Source organism: Isoptericola sp. MSGPD8_1_ISO-PGPR-S23-394, from assembly GCF_058072785.1.
Map to the genome: position 1 here is coordinate 612,300 of NZ_CM176517.1, position 15,668 is coordinate 627,967.

Here is a 15,668-nt window from a genome sequence, read left to right on the forward strand (position 1 = left end):
TCCGCGAGGCGCCTCCCGTCAGGGGACGACGACGATCTTGCCCGTCTGCTCACCGGCCGCCATCCGCGCGAGCCCGGCGGCGACGTCGGGCAGCGACACCTCGGAGTCGACGATCGGCCGCACGCCGGTCCGCGCGCAGAACCGCAGCAGCGCCGTGAGGTCCGCCCGGGACCCCATCGTGACGCCCTGCACCCGGATCTCGGAGAAGAACACCCGCGTCAGCTCGGCCGGCGGGGCGTCGCCGCTGGTCGCCCCGCAGACCACGATCACCCCGCCGGGGCGCACCGACCGCACCGAGTGCGCCCAGGTCGCCTCCCCCACCGACTCGACGACGGCGTCCACCCGGGCGGGCAGCCGTTCCCCGGGCGCGAGGGCGTGGGCGGCGCCGAGCGCCAGGGCGCGGTCCCGCTTCGCCTCGTCGCGGGACGTGGCCGTGACCTCGAGGCCCGCGGCGGCGCCCAGCACGATCGCGGCGGTGGCGACACCGCCGCCGACCCCTTGGACGAGCACCCGGTCGCCCGGCCGCAACGACGCGGCGCCGAAGAGCATCCGGTAGGCCGTGAGCCACGCCGTCGGCAGGCAGGCGGCCTCCGCGAAGGTGAGCTCCGGTGGCTTGGGCACGAGGTTGGCCGTGGGGACGGCGACCTGTTCCGCGAGGGTTCCCGGGTACCGTTCGGAGAGCAGCGAGCGGCGCTCGTGGGGTCCGACGCCGTGGCCGTCCGCGCCGATCACCCCGTGGACGACGACCTCGGTGCCGTCGGGGGTGACGCCGGCTGCGTCCGTACCGAGGATCATCGGGAGCTGCTCCTCGCGCAGCCCGACGCCGCGCAGCGACCACAGGTCGTGGTGGTTCAGGCTGGCGGCGCGGACGTCGACGGTGGTCCAGTGCTCCCGCGCGGCCGGTGAGGGCCGGTCGGACACCTCCAGTCCCTCGAGGGGAGCATCGGGGGAGAAACGGGCGACGGTGGCAGCGAGCATGGTCCCAACCTAGGTGATGCCATGGTGCGGCGGGCCACTATGTTGGTCGGCATGGCTGAAGACGTCCAGGACCACCCGACCGACCTCGATCCGGCAGGTCCCGGCCCGGCAGCACTCGAGGAGCGCGTCGAAAGGGCGCAGCGGGACGCCACGCTGCTCGCCGACTACCTGGCGCGACGGGAGCGGGCGACGACGGCGCTGCACGGTGCCGAGCAGGCGGTCGCGCAGGCCGAGGCAAAGCTGTCCCACGAGTCCGGCGACGTGGACCGCCTGGAGTCCCTGAGCCTCGTCCGGCTCTGGGCGAGCCTGCGGGGCGACCGCGACGCGCGACTCGACGAGGAGCGCGCCGAGCTGCGTCGCGCGGAGTACGCGCTCGCCGCGGCACGGACGCGTCAGGAGGCGGCACGCCGCGAGCTGACCCGCGCCCAGGAGGCCGTGGAAGGTCTGGGGGACGTCGCCGGCCGCCGGCTGCAGGCGCTCGCGGACAAGGAGGCGTGGCTGTGGTCCTCCGGGACGGGACGCGGTGCCGAGCTGGTCGACATCGCGGAACGGCGCGGACGGCGTCAGGCCGAGCTGGTCGAGATCGCCGAGGCGCAGCAGGCCGCGGACCTCGCCCGGCACGCCCTCGACGCCGCGGCGGAGGAGCTGGCCGGGGCCGACGGCTGGTCGACCTACGACACCTTCTTCGGCGGTGACCTGCTCGCCAGCATGGCCAAGCATGACCGTCTGGACCGCGCGGCCGAGCGGGCCCGTGCGGCCGACGCGGCGCTCGCTCACCTCGCGGTCGAGCTGGGCGACGTGGGCGAGCGCGGGGTCGGCCGGCTGGGCGTCGAGGGTATGGCGCGCACGTTCGACATCTGGTTCGACAACGTCTTCAGCGACCTGTCGGTGGCGCGCCACATCCGGGACTCGCGGGACCGGGTGGACGCGGCCCGGGCCGCGGTGCAGCACGTCGACGGACGGCTCGCCGACCGGCTGGCCGCGGTCGAGGAGGACCTCGTCGGCCTCGACCGCCGGTGGGAGAACCTCCTGCTGACGTGACGTGACGTGACGCTTCGCGAGAGGCCGGTGATGCGGACGGCGGCGCGTGCGGAGGTGGCTCAGGGCGTACCGACGTCGAACATCCAGGTGACGCCGTACCGGTCGGTGAGCTGACCGTAGTGGTCGCCCCAGGGGGCCGGCTCGAACGGCAGGACGTCGGTGGCGCCCTCGAGCAGGACGGCGACGGCGGCCTGGACGTACTCCATGTCCTCCGCCACGCCCGTGAGCGCGACGGTGACACCGGCCGTCGGTGCGGCGTACGGCATGGACGACGGCGTGTCGGCGGCCATGAGCGTGAGCCCGCCGGGCGTCTCGAGCTGGCCGTGCATGACGAGACCTTCCTCGGCAGGGTCCTCCACCATGCCGGGGACGGCGTCGAACGTCGAGATGTCGAGCTCGCCGCCCAGCGCGGAGCGGTAGAGCTCCAGCGCCTCGCGCGCCTCGGTGCGGAAGCTGAGATAGGGGTTCAGTCGAGCCATGGTGCCCTCCAGGCGGTGCTCCGGGCCGCCGTCGTCGGCGTCCGGCACCATCGTGGGGCGCGGGCACGGCGCTCGCGCGGCGGCGGACGCCAGTCCGGTCCGGCTACGCGGGGGGCACCGGGGCGACCTGGGCCAGGAAGTCCCGCAGGAGCGGACCCGTCTGGTCGTGCTCGAGGAGGAAGCCGTCGTGCCCGAAGTCCGAGGTGATGACCCGCAGGTCCTCGGCCTGCGGGATCCCGGCCGCGAGCCGCGCCGCCTGCGGCGGCGGGAAGAGGCGGTCGCTGTCCACCGCCACGACGAGCGCCCGCGCGGTGATCTGCGCCAGCGCGGACTCCACCCCGCCGCGGTCGCGGCCGAGGTCGTGCGTCATCATCGTCTCGGTCAGGCGCAGGTAGGAGTTGGCGTCGAACCGGCGCGCGAGCTTGTGCCCGTGGTGGTCGAGGTAGGACTGCACGGCGAACCGGCCGTCGTCGAACGGGTCCTCCCCGCCCTGCGGCAGCCGTCCGAACCGCTCGTCGAGCTCGACGGCGGTGCGGTACGTCGTGTGCGCGATCTGGCGGGCGATCGCCAGCCCGGCGTGCGGGCCCTCGCCGTCGGGAGCGTCGTAGTAGTCACCGCCGTTCCAGCCCGGGTCGGCGCGGATGGCGCCGAGCTGCGGGTGGGCCCAGGCGATCTGGTCGCCGGAGGACTGCGCCGCGGTGGCGATGGCGGCGATCGAGCGCACGGCGATCCCGGCCTCCGGGCCGAGGAGCGACCACTCCAGCACCCGCATGCCGCCCATGGAGGCGCCCACCACGGATGCCCACGAGTCGATGCCGAGCAGGCGCGCCAGCTCGATCTCCACGGCCACCTGGTCGCGCGTGGTGATGCGGGGGAACCGTCCGCCCCAGGGTCGGCCGTCGGGGGCGGGGGAGGACGGTCCCGTGGTGCCCTGGCACCCGCCGAGCACATTGGGCACGACGACGAAGTACCGGTCGGTGTCGATCGGTGCGCCGGGCCCGATCATCGGCTCCCACCAGCCGGCGGTGAGCTGGCCCGGTCCGGCCGGACCGCGGACGTGGGCGTCGCCGGTGAGCGCGTGCAGCACGAGGAGGGCGTTGGAACCGTCCTCGGCGAGCTCTCCGTACGTCTCGTACGCGACCCGCACGTCCGGCAGACGGCCCCCGGCCTCCAGGTCGAACGTGCCGACGTCGGCGAACTTCCGGTCTGCGGGCGGGTCGCCGACGCGCCAGGCGCCGGAGGCCGGGACCGGCCCGGCGGGGCTGCGGCGCCCGGTGCGGGGCCCCCGGTGGTGGCCGCCGGTGGCGCGGTGGCCCGGGGTGCTGGTCGGCGTCGAGGTCATCGTCTCTCCTGGCTGCGGTCTCCGGCGGTGCGGGCGGGCGCACACGGCGTGCGGCTGCCCGGTGGCCGCAGGCAGGCGACGGTGCGCGATGGTCAGCGGCGCATTCGACGAGTCATGGATTCGACGGTAACCCCCAGGTGGGACGCTGCCCACCGGATCTCACGATTCGGGACCATATTCTGAGACGCTGTTCTCGTCCCACTCCCTGTCGTCCCGCGCGACGAACCGCTCGCTCCACCGGCCGAGCAGCACGGCGATCGAGGCCAGCTCCCGTCCGGCCTCCGTGAGCTCGTACGTCACCCGCGGCGGCACCTCGGGGAACACGGTGCGCACCACGACCCCGTCGGCCTCCAGCGCACGGAGCTGGCGCGTGAGGGTCTTGGCCGAGACGGGTCCGACGGCACGCTGCAGCTCCCCGAACCGGAGCGGGCCGTCGCTGAGCTTCCACACGGCGGTCAGCTTCCAGTCGCCACCAGCGACGGCGACGCCGACCTCGATCGGGCACACCTCCAGGGCGCGCCGTACGGCTTCACGCATCTCGTCCTCGCTCCCGCTCCGCACCGCCCCGATGCTGTCTGTGATGACCCTTGGTGACAAGAATGACCGTACTACCGCTCGTGGATCGTTCTGCCTACGGTCGAAGCATGCACACGCTCATCGTCTCCGCCGCCCCCTCGGACGGCGCCCTCACCGCCGACCTCACCCGCACGGCCGCCGCGACCCTCCACGACCAGGGTCACGACGTCGACGTCCTCGACCTGGTCCGGCTCGGCTGGCACCCGGCGGTGCGCCGCTCCGACTACGGGGTCGAGGAGCTCTCGGCGCCCGTCGGCACCCATGCCGTCGAGGCGGCGGCCGCCGGGACCCTCGACGCGGAGGTCCGCCGCCACCAGGAGCTGCTGCGGCAGACCGACCTCCTCGTCCTCGTCTTCCCGCTGTGGTGGGCCGGGATGCCGGCCATCCTCAAGGGCTGGTTCGACCGGGTCCTCACGCAGGGGTTCGCCTACGGGCTGCGGGACGCCGAGGACAACCCTCGCAAGTACGGCGACGGCGCCTTCGCCGGCAAGCGAGGGCTCGTGGTGACGACGGCGGGGGACCGCGCGGAGGCCTTCGGGCCCCGCGGCGTCAACGGTCACATCGAGGACCTGCTGTTCCCGGTCAACCACGGCATCCTCTGGTACACGGGCATCGAGCCGCTCGCGCCGCTCGCCCTGCTGGGTGTGGACTCCCCGGTGTGGGCCGGCGTCGACGACGCCCGGGCGCAGGTGCGCAAGCGGTTCGAGAACCTCGGCACCGACCGGCCGCTGCCGTACCGCCGCATGCTCGACGACTACGACGGGCAGCGCCGGCTGCTCGACGAGCACGCCCCGGGGCGCGGCGACCTGGCGATCCACCGGCGTCCGCGGGGAGCGTGAGGCCGACGGCGGAGCTCAGGGCCGCAGCAGGACCTTCGTCGCGCGGCGCTCGTCCATCGCGGCGTAGGCGTCCGCGACGTCGGCCAGCGGCATCTCGGCGTCGAAGACCTTCCCCGGGCTGATCGCCCCGGACAGGACGTCGTCGAGCAGCGTGGCCATGTGCGCCCGGGCGGGCGCCATGCCGCCGCCGACGGTGATGTTCCGGCCGAACAGCTTGCCGATCGGGACCCGGGAGCCGCCGTGCGGCACGCCGACGAACCCGACGCGACCGCCACCGCGGACGGAACCCAGCGCCTGCGCCATCGACTGCTCGGTGCCCACGCACTCCAGCGCCGCGTCCGCAAGGTCGCCGCCCAGGAGCTCGCGCAGTGCGGCCACGCCCTCGTCGCCCCGCGCGGCGACCACGTCGGTCGCGCCGAGCTCTCGGGCGAGCGCGGCCCGGTCCGGGTGCCGGGAGAACGCGACCACGCGTGCGGCGCCCAGCCGCCGGGCGGCGATCACCCCGCAGAGGCCGACCGCACCGTCCCCGACCACCGCCACGGTGTCACCGGGGCCGACGCCGGCCGAGACGGCCGCGTGATGACCCGTGGACATCACGTCGGACAGGGTCAGCAGGTGCGGCACGAGCCCTGCGGCCTCCAGGTCGGCCTCGCTCCGCCCCACCGGGAACAGGGAGTGCTGCGCCAGCGGGATGCGCACCCGCTCGCTCTGGGCACCGTCGACCGGGTGGCCGTCGCGGTCGGTCGAGCCGAACCCGGTCACGAGGTCGCAGGCCGAGGGGAACCCGGCCCGGCAGGACTGGCACCGCCCGCAGCTCAGCGAGAACGGCACGAGGACGAAGTCCCCGGGGACGGCCGAGGTCACCTCGGCGCCGACCTCCTCGACGACGCCGACCAGCTCGTGCCCGATCGGGTGCGGCTCCTGGGTGGGCGCCACCCCGCGGTAGGGCCACAGGTCCGAGCCGCACACGCAGGCGGCCGTGACCCGCAGCACCGCGTCGTGCGGGGTGCGCAGCACCGGGTCGGGGCGTCGCTCGGCACGCACGTCCCGCGCGCCGTGGATCATCGTCGAGAGCATGGTCCCCACCGTAGGCCGACGACGGCGCCTGCGCGGCACCGTCGTCGGCCGACGTCGTGAGACCTCGTCTCAGGAAGCGGCCGACCCGGCTCGTCGGCTGCCGGATCAGCCGTCGAGCGCCGACTTGGCGGCGGTGAAGCCCAGCTCGAGGTCCGCGATGATGTCCTCGACGTCCTCGATGCCGACGGCGAGGCGCACCAGCCCCGGCGTGACGCCCGAGCGTTCCTGCTCCGCGGCGGTGAGCTGACTGTGCGTCGTCGAGGCCGGGTGGATCACCAACGAGCGCACGTCGCCGATGTTCGCGACGTTCGAGTGCAGCCGCAGGGCCGAGACGAACGCCTGGCCGGCGTCCGCGCCGCCGTCGAGCTCGAACGCCAGGACGGCACCGGCGCCGCGCGGGGCGTAGCGCTGCTGGGTGGCGTGCCACGGGCTGGACTCCAGGCCCGCGTAGTGCACGGTGCGGACGTCGTCGCGGGCCTCGAGCCACTCGGCGACCTGCTGGGCGTTCTCGACGTGCCGCTCCACCCGCAGGGACAGCGTCTCGATGCCCTGGGCGATCTGGAACGCGTTGAACGGCGACAGGGCCGAGCCGAGGTCGCGCAGGAGCTGGACGCGCGCCTTGAGCACGTACGCGAGGTTGGCACCCAGGATTCCGTCGACGCCCAGGTCGCGGGCGTACACGAGGCCGTTGTAGGAGGGGTCGGGGGTGTTGAACCCGGGGAACCGCTCCGGGTGCTGGGCGTAGTCGAAGTTCCCGGAGTCCACGATGACGCCGGCGACGGTGGTGCCGTGCCCGCCCAGGTACTTCGTCGCCGAGTGCACGACGACGTCCGCCCCGTGCTCGATCGGCCGGACCAGGTACGGGGTCGCCACCGTGTTGTCGACGATGAGCGGCACCCCGGCCGCGTGCGCGACGTCGGCGACGAGCGTGATGTCGAGGAAGTCGTTCTTCGGGTTGGGGATCGTCTCGGCGAAGAACGCCTTGGTGTTGTCCTGCACGGCGGCGCGCCAGGCGTCGGCGTCGTCGGCGTCCTCGACGAACGTGGTCTCGATGCCCAGCCGGGGCAGGGTGTGCTTGAGCAGGTTGTACGTGCCGCCGTACAGGCTGGCGCTGGCCACGACGTGGTCGCCGGCGCCCGCGAGGTTGAGGATCGCGAACGTCTCGGCCGCCTGGCCGGAGGCGAGCAGCAGCGCGCCGACACCGCCCTCCAGGTCCGCGATGCGGTTCTCCACGACCTCCTGGGTCGGGTTGTTGATGCGGGTGTAGATCGGGCCGAGCTCGGCGAGCGCGAACCGCTTGGCAGCGGTCTCCGCGTCCGGGAAGACGAACGACGTCGTCTGGAAGATGGGCAGTGCCCGGGCGCCCGTCGTCGGGTCGGGCTCCTGGCCGGCGTGGATCTGGCGGGTCGCGAACGACCACCGCGGTGCGTCTGTCATGTCGTGACCGTACGAGGCCGGTCTCGGTGGGCGGAAGGGGTGATCCACCACCTGAGACGAACGGCGGGCCCCCACCCGAGGTGGGGGCCCGCCGTCGTGCAGGTCAGTGGTTGTAGCCGGAGTCCTTCGCGCGCTGGAACGAGCGCTCGATCTCCGCCTCGGCGTCCTCGCGGCCGACCCAGTGCGCACCCTCGACCGACTTGCCGGGCTCCAGGTCCTTGTAGACCTCGAAGAAGTGCTGGATCTCCAGGCGGTGGAAGTCCGACACGTCGTCGATGTCCTGGCGCCACGCTGCCCGCTGGTCGCCGAGCGGGACGCACAGCACCTTGTCGTCACCGCCGGCCTCGTCGCGCATGCGGAACATGCCGAGCGCCCGGCACTTGATGAGGCAGCCGGGGAACGTGGGCTCCTCCAGCAGGACGAGGGCGTCCAGCGGGTCGCCGTCCTCGCCGAGAGTCCCCTCGATGAACCCGTAGTCGTCCGGGTAGCGGGTCGAGGTGAAGAGCATGCGGTCGAGGCGGATACGACCTGACTCGTGATCGACCTCGTACTTGTTTCGCTGACCCTTCGGGATCTCGATCGTGACGTCGAACTCCACTGTTCCTCCAGTCTCGGGGCGTGCGCGCACCCCCCAGTGTGCCACGCGGACGCCGTCCGGACGCCGTGGCGCAGTGCCGCTCACGGGCGAGGACGTGCGAGAATGCCGGTGGAGGAACCTGCTTGTGACCAGGTTCACGAGAACGGGGAGGACCGCATGGGGTGGCGGCTGAGGGTCGGCGCCACCGTGACGACGGTCGTGGCGCTCTTCGGCGGCTACCTCGTGGCCGACGCGTACGACGTCGTGCCCGGCATGGTCACCCTGGAGCCCGCCCCCGAACCCGCCGCCCCGTTCCCCACCGCACCCGGCGCCGTCACCGGTCCCAGCCCTGCCGTCGCCGTGCCCGCCCTGCCGGACGAGGCACCCCTGCCGTCCGCCTCCGCGACGGGCGACCTCGTCGAGGAGCTCGCCGACGACGACCGCCTCGGCAGGCGCGTCGGCGCGATGGTGGCCGACGCCGACACCGGCGAGACGCTCGGCGCCTCCGGCCAGGACCGGCTCCTCGTGCCGGCGTCCACGCAGAAGGTCCTCACCGCCGTCGCCGCCTACGCCGGGCCCGGGGGCGACACGCGGCTGGTCACCCGGGCGATGCTGCACGGCGACAACCGGCTCGTGCTCGTCGGCGGCGGCGACATGATGCTCGCCGCCGGGGACGGCGACCCGGAGGCGGTCAACGGCCGCGCCGGGCTCGGCGATCTCGCCGACCAGGTGGTCGCGCGGATCGCGCTCACCGGCGTCGACCGGGTGACCCTCGCCGTCGACGACACCCTGTTCACCGGACCGGCGATCCCGCCGTCCGTCACGGAGAAGAGGCGCGGGGAGAACGGTCAGGACTACATCGCGCCGGTCGCCGCGCTCGCGGTGGACGTCGCGCGGCTCTCCGACGACAAGTACGCCCTCCGCGAGGACGACCCCGCCCTGGCGGCCGCCGAGACGTTCGCCGACGCCCTCGCCCAGCGGGGAGTCGAGGTGTCCGGCGAGATCGTGCGTCAGGCGGCGCCGTCGTCGGCCCAGGAGGTCGGCCGCGTCGAGTCCGCGCGGCTGGGCGAGATCGTCAGCTACCTGCTGCGGGAGTCCGACAACACGATCACCGAGGTGGTCGGACGGCTCGTCGCGATCGACGCCGGGCTGCCCGGGTCGGGCGAGGCCGCCGTCAGCGAGGTGCTGGCCGAGGTCGAGGGGCTCGGCGTGGACCTCACCGGCGCGGAGCTCACCGACCTGTCCGGGCTCGGCACCGGCTCGCGGATGACCGCTCGCCAGCTCGTCGATACGCTCGTCGCGGCCGCCGCCGAGCCGGAGCTGCGCGAGGCCGTCGCCGGGCTGCCCGTCGCCGGGCTGCAGGGCACGCTGAGCGACAGGTTCGGCGGCGACAACCCCGGGCGGGGGTACTCCGAGGCCAAGACGGGCAGCCTGCCGGACGTCCGGGCGCTCGCCGGGACCGTCGTCACGGCCGACGACCGCCTGCTCGTCTTTGCCACCGTCGCCGACCGGGTCCCCGAGGGCGGTTCGTTCGGAGCCAACCTGATCTTCGACGACTTCGTCGGCGATCTCGCTGCCTGCGGCTGCTCCTGACCCCCCAGCGGCGCCGAACAGGAAGTTGTGCCCGCAATCCTTCGCCTTTGCGGGACCAGGTTCCTGCTCGGCACCGTGCGGCTACGGTGGAGTCGTGACCGCACCCAGCACCGCACTCGTCGACTGGGCGACGGCCGCCCAGATCGCCCGCCACGTCGCGCGGCCCGGTCCGGTCGCCTCGCGCGCCGAGCTCGACGACCTCGTCGGGGGGCTGCGCACGGCGGCCGACGACGCCGTCGGGCACGTGCTGCGCGTCACCCGGATGCGCCCGGCGGCCGGCGACGTCGAGCGGCACCACCACCCGGACGGCCGCCTGCGCAGGGTGCGGGTGCCACGCCCCGACCTGGGCGACGTCCGCGTCGTCGACCGCGCGACGTGGGCTCTCGCGAACACCCGGTCCATGGCGGCCATGACCGGTCCGGCCCTCGCGACGATCGCGCCGGACGCCCGCCCGGGCGGCACCGGCGCCGCCCGGCTCGCCGGTGCCGCCGAGGTCGGCGGGCTGCTCGCCCTGCTCTCCTCGAAGGTGCTCGGGCAGTTCGACCCCTACGGCGAGGGGCGGCCCGTGCTGCTGCTGGTGGCCCCCAACGTGCTCGCCACCGAGCGTGCCCTGCGCCTCGACCCTCACGACTTCCGGCTGTGGGTGTGCCTGCACGAGCAGACCCACGCCCTGCAGTTCGCCACCGCGCCGTGGCTCGCCGACCATCTCGCGGGCCGGCTCGCCACCCTCCTGCGGGACGTCACCGCCACCTCCCGGGACCTGACCAGCGCCCCGTGGCGCGACAAGGCCGCGCTGGTGGGACGTGCCGTGCTCGACGCCGTCCGCGGTGACCTCACCACCCCGCTGGACCCCGTGCTGGGACCGGAGCAGAAGCGTGTGCTCGCCGAGATCACCGCCGTGATGGCGCTGCTCGAGGGCCACGCCGACGTGATGATGGACGCCGTCGGGCGACGCGTCGTGCCCAGCGTGCGGACCATCCGCGCCCGGTTCGAGAAGCGGCGCGACGGCGAGGGTGCGCCCGGGTTCGACGCCGTCCTGCGCCGGGTGCTCGGCATGGACGCCAAGCTCGCCCAGTACCGCGACGGGGCGGCCTTCGTGCGCGCCGTCGAGAAGCAGGTCGGGCGCCCCGGGCTCAACGCCGTCTGGGCGGCGCCCGAGAACCTGCCCGGGCCGCGGGAGATCCACGACCCGCGCGCCTGGGTCCGCCGGGTCCACTCCTAGGGCCCGCGTGCCTCCCGTCGACCCGGCCCTGGCCGCGGCCCGCACCGCCGTGCGGGCCGAGCTCGCCGACCTCGCCCCGGACGACCTGGTGCTCGTCGCGTGCTCCGGTGGCCCGGACTCCCTGGCGCTCGCGGCCGCCGTCGCCACGGAGGCGCGACGGGTGGGCCGGTCCGTGCGGTCGCGCGGGTACGCGGTGCGGGCCGGGGCCGTCGTGGTCGACCACGCGCTGCAGCCCGGGTCCGACGGCGTGGCGGAGCGGGCCGCGCAGCAGTGCCGCGGGCTGGGTCTCGACCCGGTGGTCGTCCGTCGTGTCGCCGTGGACCCGGCGGCGGGCGGTCCGGAGGCCGGTGCGCGCGACGCCCGCTACGGAGCGTTCGAGGACGTGGCCACGGCCACGGGGGCGGTCGCCGTCCTGCTGGGCCACACCCTCGACGACCAGGCCGAACAGGTGCTGCTGGGGCTGGCGCGGGGGAGCGGGACGCGGTCGCTCGCCGGGATGCCGCGGCGGCGCGGCCGCTACCGCCGCCCCTTCCTGGGGCTCCGGCGGGCCGAGACGCAGCGGGTGTGCGCCGTCGTCGGCCTCGAGCCCTGGCACGACCCCACGAACGACGGGTCGGCGGCCGGGGCCCCGCTGCGCTCACAGGTCCGGGGCCGGCTGCTGCCGGCCCTGTCCGACGTGCTCGGGCCCGGCGCGGTCGAGGCGCTCGGGCGCAGCGCCGACCACCTGCGCGACGACGCGGACCTGCTCGACGAGCTCGCCGCGGACCTCCTCGCCGCTGCCCGCCCGTCCCCCCGCAGGCCTTCTACCGACGTCGGCAAGATGGTTGAAGGGGGCGCCGACGTCGTGCTGGACGTCACACCGCTCGTCGAGGCGCCCGCCGCCCTGCGTCGTCGTGCGCTCCGGGCGGCGGCGCTGGAGGCCGGATGTCCTGCGGGGAGGACGACGGCGCGGCACGTGGAGGCGCTCGACGCCCTGGTCGTGCGGTGGCGCGGGCAGGGCGAGGTGCACCTGCCCGGTGGTGCACGGGCCGCTCGCGCGTGTGGCAGGCTGGTGCTGCGCTCGGGCCCCGGTCCCGGCGCTGCCCCCACCCCGCACCATGAGGAGTAGCCCGTGGACCAGTCGGACGTCGCCGGCGACCTTGCCGACATCCTGCTCACCGAGGACCAGCTCGGCGAGCGGCTCGACGAGATGGCCGCCCAGATCGACGCGGACTACGCGGGCAAGGACCTGCTGCTGGTCGGCGTCCTCAAGGGCGCCGTGATGGTCATGGCCGACCTCTCGCGCCGCCTGCACCACCCGGTCGAGATGGACTGGATGGCGGTGTCGTCGTACGGCTCCGGCACCCGTTCCTCGGGCGTGGTGCGCATCCTCAAGGACCTCGACTCCGATCTGTCGGGCCGCAACGTCCTCATCGCCGAGGACATCATCGACTCGGGGCTGACCCTGTCCTGGCTGGTGCAGAACCTGCGCTCGCGCGGCCCCGCCTCGGTCGAGATCGCGACGATGCTCCGCAAGCCGGAGGCCGCGAAGGTGGAGGTCGACGTCAAGTACGTCGGGTTCGACATCCCCAACGAGTTCGTGGTCGGCTACGGCCTCGACTACGCGGAGAAGTATCGCAACCTGCCGTTCATCGGGACCCTGGCGCCGCACGTCTACTCCTGACCGTGCTGAGCCCTGCGCGAACACACGGGGAACTTTCAGGGCCGCCGTGTAGTTTCGGTTGTCGAACCACCGCCCGGACGAAGGGAAGCGGGGCAGCGCCCCGTCACGGATGAACCTCAAGAAGATCTTCAGCGGACCGATCGTCTGGATCGTCCTCGGCCTGGTGCTCGTCGCGCTCGCGTTCTCGGCCTTCACCGGCGAGCGCGTGAGCCGTGTCGAGACCTCGCAGGGCCTCGAGCTGCTGCAGGGTGACACGGTCGAGCACGCCCTCATCGTCGACGGCGAGCAACGCGTCGAGCTCGACCTGTCCGAGCCGTACGTCGTGGACGCGGACACCGACGACGAGGTGGACCACGGCGAGAAGGTCGACTTCTTCTGGGTGGCGCCGCAGGGCGAGGACGTCGTCGCGGCGGTCGAGAGCGCGGACCTGCCGGACGGCTACGACACCGACGTGCCGCAGGCGTCGTTCTGGGGGTCGATGCTGTCGTTCCTCATCCCGTTCCTCATCATCCTGGCCATCTTCTGGTTCGTGATGTCGCGCATGCAGGGTGGCGGCAACCGCGTGATGGGCTTCGGCAAGTCCAAGGCGAAGCTGATCAGCAAGGACATGCCGCAGGTGACCTTCGCGGACGTCGCGGGCGTCGACGAGGCGGTCGAGGAGCTGCACGAGATCAAGGAGTTCCTCGCCGAGCCGGACAAGTTCCAGGCGGTCGGGGCGAAGATCCCCAAGGGCGTGCTGCTGTACGGCCCGCCCGGCACCGGCAAGACGCTGCTCGCCCGCGCCGTCGCGGGCGAGGCAGGCGTGCCGTTCTACACGATCTCCGGCTCGGACTTCGTCGAGATGTTCGTCGGCGTGGGCGCCTCGCGCGTCCGTGACCTGTTCGAGCAGGCGAAGAACAACGCGCCCGCGATCATCTTCGTCGACGAGATCGACGCCGTCGGCCGCCACCGCGGGGCCGGCATGGGCGGCGGGCACGACGAGCGCGAGCAGACGCTCAACCAGATGCTCGTCGAGATGGACGGGTTCGACGTCAAGACGAACGTCATCCTCATCGCCGCGACGAACCGTCCCGACATCCTGGACCCGGCGCTGCTGCGTCCCGGCCGCTTCGACCGGCAGGTCGCGGTGGAGGCGCCGGACCTCAAGGGCCGCGAGCGGATCCTGCAGGTGCACGCCCAGGGCAAGCCGATGGTCGACGAGATCGACCTGGCCGCCGTCGCCCGCCGCACCCCCGGCTTCACCGGCGCCGACCTGGCCAACGTGCTCAACGAGGCCGCGCTGCTCACCGCCCGCTCTGGTGCCCAGCTCATCGACGACCGCGCGCTCGACGAGGCGATCGACCGCGTCATCGCCGGACCGCAGAAGCGCACCCGCGTGATGCAGGTCAAGGAGCAGAAGATCACGGCGTACCACGAGGGCGGTCACGCCCTGGTGGCCGCCGCCATGCGGTACACGGACCCCGTCACGAAGGTGACGATCCTGCCGCGCGGTCGCGCGCTCGGCTACACGATGGTCATGCCCACCGAGGACAAGTACTCCACCACGCGCAACGAGTTGCTCGACCAGCTGGCGTACGCCATGGGTGGCCGCGTGGCCGAGGAGATCGTGTTCCACGACCCGACCACGGGTGCGAGCAACGACATCGAGAAGGCCAGCGCCATCGCCCGCAAGATGGTCATGGAGTACGGCATGAGCGACAAGGTCGGGGCGATCAAGCTCGGGTCCGCGTCGTCGGAGCCGTTCCTCGGCAAGGACATGGGGCACCAGCGCGACTACTCGGAGGCCGTGGCGGGCACCGTCGACCACGAGGTGCGCCGGCTGATCGAGGCGGCGCACGACGAGGCGTGGGAGGTGCTGACCCAGTACCGCGACGTGCTCGACGACCTCGTCCTCCAGCTCCTCGAGAAGGAGACGCTCAACCAGGCCGAGCTCGCCGAGGTCTTCGGTCCCGTCGTGAAGCGACCCGCACGGGACGTCTGGCTGTCCAGTGAGCAGCGTGCCGTGCACATCCGCGGCCCGGTCATGACCGACGGCGAGAAGGCCGCCTTCTCGACGAACGGCACGCCGGGCGTCCCGCAGGACGAGGCTGCCGTCGTCGGCAACCGCGAGGCGGAGGAGGCGGCGCGGTCCGACGTCGGCGGGCGGATCGCGCGAGCCGCCGGCGACGGCGAGGGTCGCACGTCGGACGACGGGCCCACCGAGGAGAGTCCGTGACGGGGGAGGACCTGCCGCTGAGCGCGGTGTCCCTCGGCGTCCGCCCGGCCGCCGAGGTGCCGGCGTACGACGCCCCGCGAGCCGAGGCCGCGGTGCGCGAGCTCCTGCTGGCCGTCGGCGAGGACCCCGACCGCGAGGGCCTGCGCGACACCCCCGCGCGGGTCGCCCGCGCCTACCGGGAGATCTTCGCCGGCCTGCACCAGGAGCCCGAGGACGTGCTGACCACGACCTTCGACCTCGGCCACGAGGAGATGGTGCTGGTCAAGGACATCGAGGTGTACTCGACCTGCGAGCACCACCTGGTCCCGTTCCACGGGGTCGCGCACGTCGGCTACATCCCCAGCACGGACGGCCGGATCACCGGGCTGTCGAAGCTGGCGCGGCTCGTCGAGGTCTACGCGAAGCGTCCGCAGGTGCAGGAGCGGCTGACGTCGCAGGTGGCGGACGCCCTGGTGCGGATCCTGGATCCTCGGGGCGTCATCGTCGTCGTCGAGTGCGAGCACCTGTGCATGTCGATGCGCGGCGTGCGCAAGCCGGGTTCGCGCACCGTCACCTCGGCGGTGCGCGGCGGCATGCAGAACGCGGCGACCCGGGCCGAGGCGATGAGCCTCATCCTGGGACGGTAGCCC

Annotated in this window: 15 protein-coding genes; 8 read left to right on the plus strand and 7 right to left on the minus strand. The window is 73.6% G+C overall.

Annotation, left to right across the window (positions count from 1 at the left end):
- Window positions 1-18: 18 nt before the first annotated feature.
- Complete coding sequence (locus AC3RJ8_RS02760) at window positions 19-978, minus strand: zinc-binding dehydrogenase (protein WP_489714433.1); 960 nt, start codon at window positions 976-978, stop codon at window positions 19-21.
- Window positions 979-1,029: 51 nt separating this feature from the next.
- Here AC3RJ8_RS02760 and AC3RJ8_RS02765 point away from each other — a divergent pair, with 51 nt between their 5' ends.
- On the plus strand, window positions 1,030-2,019 hold the full coding sequence (locus AC3RJ8_RS02765) for a hypothetical protein (RefSeq protein WP_489714434.1): 990 nt from the start codon (window positions 1,030-1,032) through the stop codon (window positions 2,017-2,019).
- 59 nt (window positions 2,020-2,078) lie between these two features.
- Here AC3RJ8_RS02765 and AC3RJ8_RS02770 read toward each other — a convergent pair whose 3' ends face one another.
- The 3 genes from AC3RJ8_RS02770 to AC3RJ8_RS02780 form a co-directional block, all read right to left on the minus strand.
- Complete coding sequence (locus AC3RJ8_RS02770; protein WP_489714435.1) at window positions 2,079-2,498, minus strand: VOC family protein; 420 nt, start codon at window positions 2,496-2,498, stop codon at window positions 2,079-2,081.
- 103 nt (window positions 2,499-2,601) lie between these two features.
- Window positions 2,602-3,840, minus strand: a complete 1,239-nt coding sequence (gene metX, locus AC3RJ8_RS02775; RefSeq protein WP_489714436.1) for a homoserine O-acetyltransferase MetX — start codon at window positions 3,838-3,840, stop codon at window positions 2,602-2,604.
- 159 nt (window positions 3,841-3,999) lie between these two features.
- Entirely contained in the window at window positions 4,000-4,377 is a 378-nt protein-coding gene (locus AC3RJ8_RS02780; protein WP_489714437.1) for a winged helix-turn-helix transcriptional regulator, read from the minus strand.
- 107 nt (window positions 4,378-4,484) lie between these two features.
- Here AC3RJ8_RS02780 and AC3RJ8_RS02785 point away from each other — a divergent pair, with 107 nt between their 5' ends.
- Window positions 4,485-5,255, plus strand: a complete 771-nt coding sequence (locus AC3RJ8_RS02785) for an NAD(P)H-dependent oxidoreductase (protein ID WP_489714438.1) — start codon at window positions 4,485-4,487, stop codon at window positions 5,253-5,255.
- Window positions 5,256-5,270: 15 nt separating this feature from the next.
- On the opposite strand, the gene AC3RJ8_RS02790 is transcribed toward AC3RJ8_RS02785, so the two are convergent.
- From AC3RJ8_RS02790 to AC3RJ8_RS02800, 3 genes are all read right to left on the minus strand, one after another.
- Window positions 5,271-6,332 (minus strand): zinc-dependent alcohol dehydrogenase family protein, encoded by a 1,062-nt coding sequence (locus AC3RJ8_RS02790; protein WP_489714439.1) that lies wholly within the window; start codon window positions 6,330-6,332, stop codon window positions 5,271-5,273.
- Window positions 6,333-6,437: 105 nt separating this feature from the next.
- Entirely contained in the window at window positions 6,438-7,769 is a 1,332-nt protein-coding gene (locus tag AC3RJ8_RS02795; RefSeq protein ID WP_489714440.1) for a bifunctional o-acetylhomoserine/o-acetylserine sulfhydrylase, read from the minus strand.
- Window positions 7,770-7,872: 103 nt separating this feature from the next.
- On the minus strand, window positions 7,873-8,367 hold the full coding sequence (locus AC3RJ8_RS02800; protein WP_407320524.1) for an inorganic diphosphatase: 495 nt from the start codon (window positions 8,365-8,367) through the stop codon (window positions 7,873-7,875).
- A 156-nt stretch (window positions 8,368-8,523) separates the two neighbouring features.
- On the opposite strand from AC3RJ8_RS02800, the gene dacB reads away from it, so the two are divergent.
- The 6 genes from dacB to folE all read left to right on the plus strand — a co-directional run bounded on the left by dacB (window position 8,524) and on the right by folE (window position 15,665).
- A complete protein-coding gene (dacB, locus tag AC3RJ8_RS02805; protein WP_489714441.1) occupies window positions 8,524-9,939 on the plus strand; it encodes a D-alanyl-D-alanine carboxypeptidase/D-alanyl-D-alanine endopeptidase in 1,416 nt (471 codons plus the stop codon).
- Between the two features lie 94 nt (window positions 9,940-10,033).
- Entirely contained in the window at window positions 10,034-11,161 is a 1,128-nt protein-coding gene (locus tag AC3RJ8_RS02810; protein ID WP_489714442.1) for a zinc-dependent metalloprotease, read from the plus strand.
- 7 nt (window positions 11,162-11,168) lie between these two features.
- The gene (tilS, locus tag AC3RJ8_RS02815) at window positions 11,169-12,269 is read left to right on the plus strand and encodes a tRNA lysidine(34) synthetase TilS (protein WP_489714443.1); all 1,101 of its coding nucleotides are present in this window, start codon (window positions 11,169-11,171) and stop codon (window positions 12,267-12,269) included.
- A 3-nt stretch (window positions 12,270-12,272) separates the two neighbouring features.
- Complete coding sequence (gene hpt / locus AC3RJ8_RS02820) at window positions 12,273-12,824, plus strand: hypoxanthine phosphoribosyltransferase (RefSeq protein ID WP_489714444.1); 552 nt, start codon at window positions 12,273-12,275, stop codon at window positions 12,822-12,824.
- A 109-nt stretch (window positions 12,825-12,933) separates the two neighbouring features.
- Window positions 12,934-15,039 (plus strand): ATP-dependent zinc metalloprotease FtsH, encoded by a 2,106-nt coding sequence (gene ftsH, locus AC3RJ8_RS02825; protein ID WP_489714445.1) that lies wholly within the window; start codon window positions 12,934-12,936, stop codon window positions 15,037-15,039.
- Window positions 15,040-15,050: 11 nt separating this feature from the next.
- Window positions 15,051-15,665, plus strand: coding sequence for a GTP cyclohydrolase I FolE (gene folE, locus AC3RJ8_RS02830; protein ID WP_489715556.1), 615 nt, complete (start codon window positions 15,051-15,053; stop codon window positions 15,663-15,665).
- The last annotated feature ends 3 nt before the right edge of the window (window positions 15,666-15,668 follow it).

What these genes read in the sequence shown, in the direction of transcription:
- AC3RJ8_RS02760 (WP_489714433.1), bottom strand. Translation starts at nt 978, where the DNA reads ATGCTCGCTGCCACCGTCGCCCGTTTCTCCCCCGATGCTCCCCTCGAG.
- AC3RJ8_RS02765 (WP_489714434.1), top strand. Translation starts at nt 1,030, where the DNA reads ATGGCTGAAGACGTCCAGGACCACCCGACCGACCTCGATCCGGCAGGT.
- AC3RJ8_RS02770 (WP_489714435.1), bottom strand. Translation starts at nt 2,498, where the DNA reads ATGGCTCGACTGAACCCCTATCTCAGCTTCCGCACCGAGGCGCGCGAG.
- metX (WP_489714436.1), bottom strand. Translation starts at nt 3,840, where the DNA reads ATGACCTCGACGCCGACCAGCACCCCGGGCCACCGCGCCACCGGCGGC.
- AC3RJ8_RS02780 (WP_489714437.1), bottom strand. Translation starts at nt 4,377, where the DNA reads ATGCGTGAAGCCGTACGGCGCGCCCTGGAGGTGTGCCCGATCGAGGTC.
- AC3RJ8_RS02785 (WP_489714438.1), top strand. Translation starts at nt 4,485, where the DNA reads ATGCACACGCTCATCGTCTCCGCCGCCCCCTCGGACGGCGCCCTCACC.
- AC3RJ8_RS02790 (WP_489714439.1), bottom strand. Translation starts at nt 6,332, where the DNA reads ATGCTCTCGACGATGATCCACGGCGCGCGGGACGTGCGTGCCGAGCGA.
- AC3RJ8_RS02795 (WP_489714440.1), bottom strand. Translation starts at nt 7,769, where the DNA reads ATGACAGACGCACCGCGGTGGTCGTTCGCGACCCGCCAGATCCACGCC.
- dacB (WP_489714441.1), top strand. Translation starts at nt 8,524, where the DNA reads ATGGGGTGGCGGCTGAGGGTCGGCGCCACCGTGACGACGGTCGTGGCG.
- ftsH (WP_489714445.1), top strand. Translation starts at nt 12,934, where the DNA reads ATGAACCTCAAGAAGATCTTCAGCGGACCGATCGTCTGGATCGTCCTC.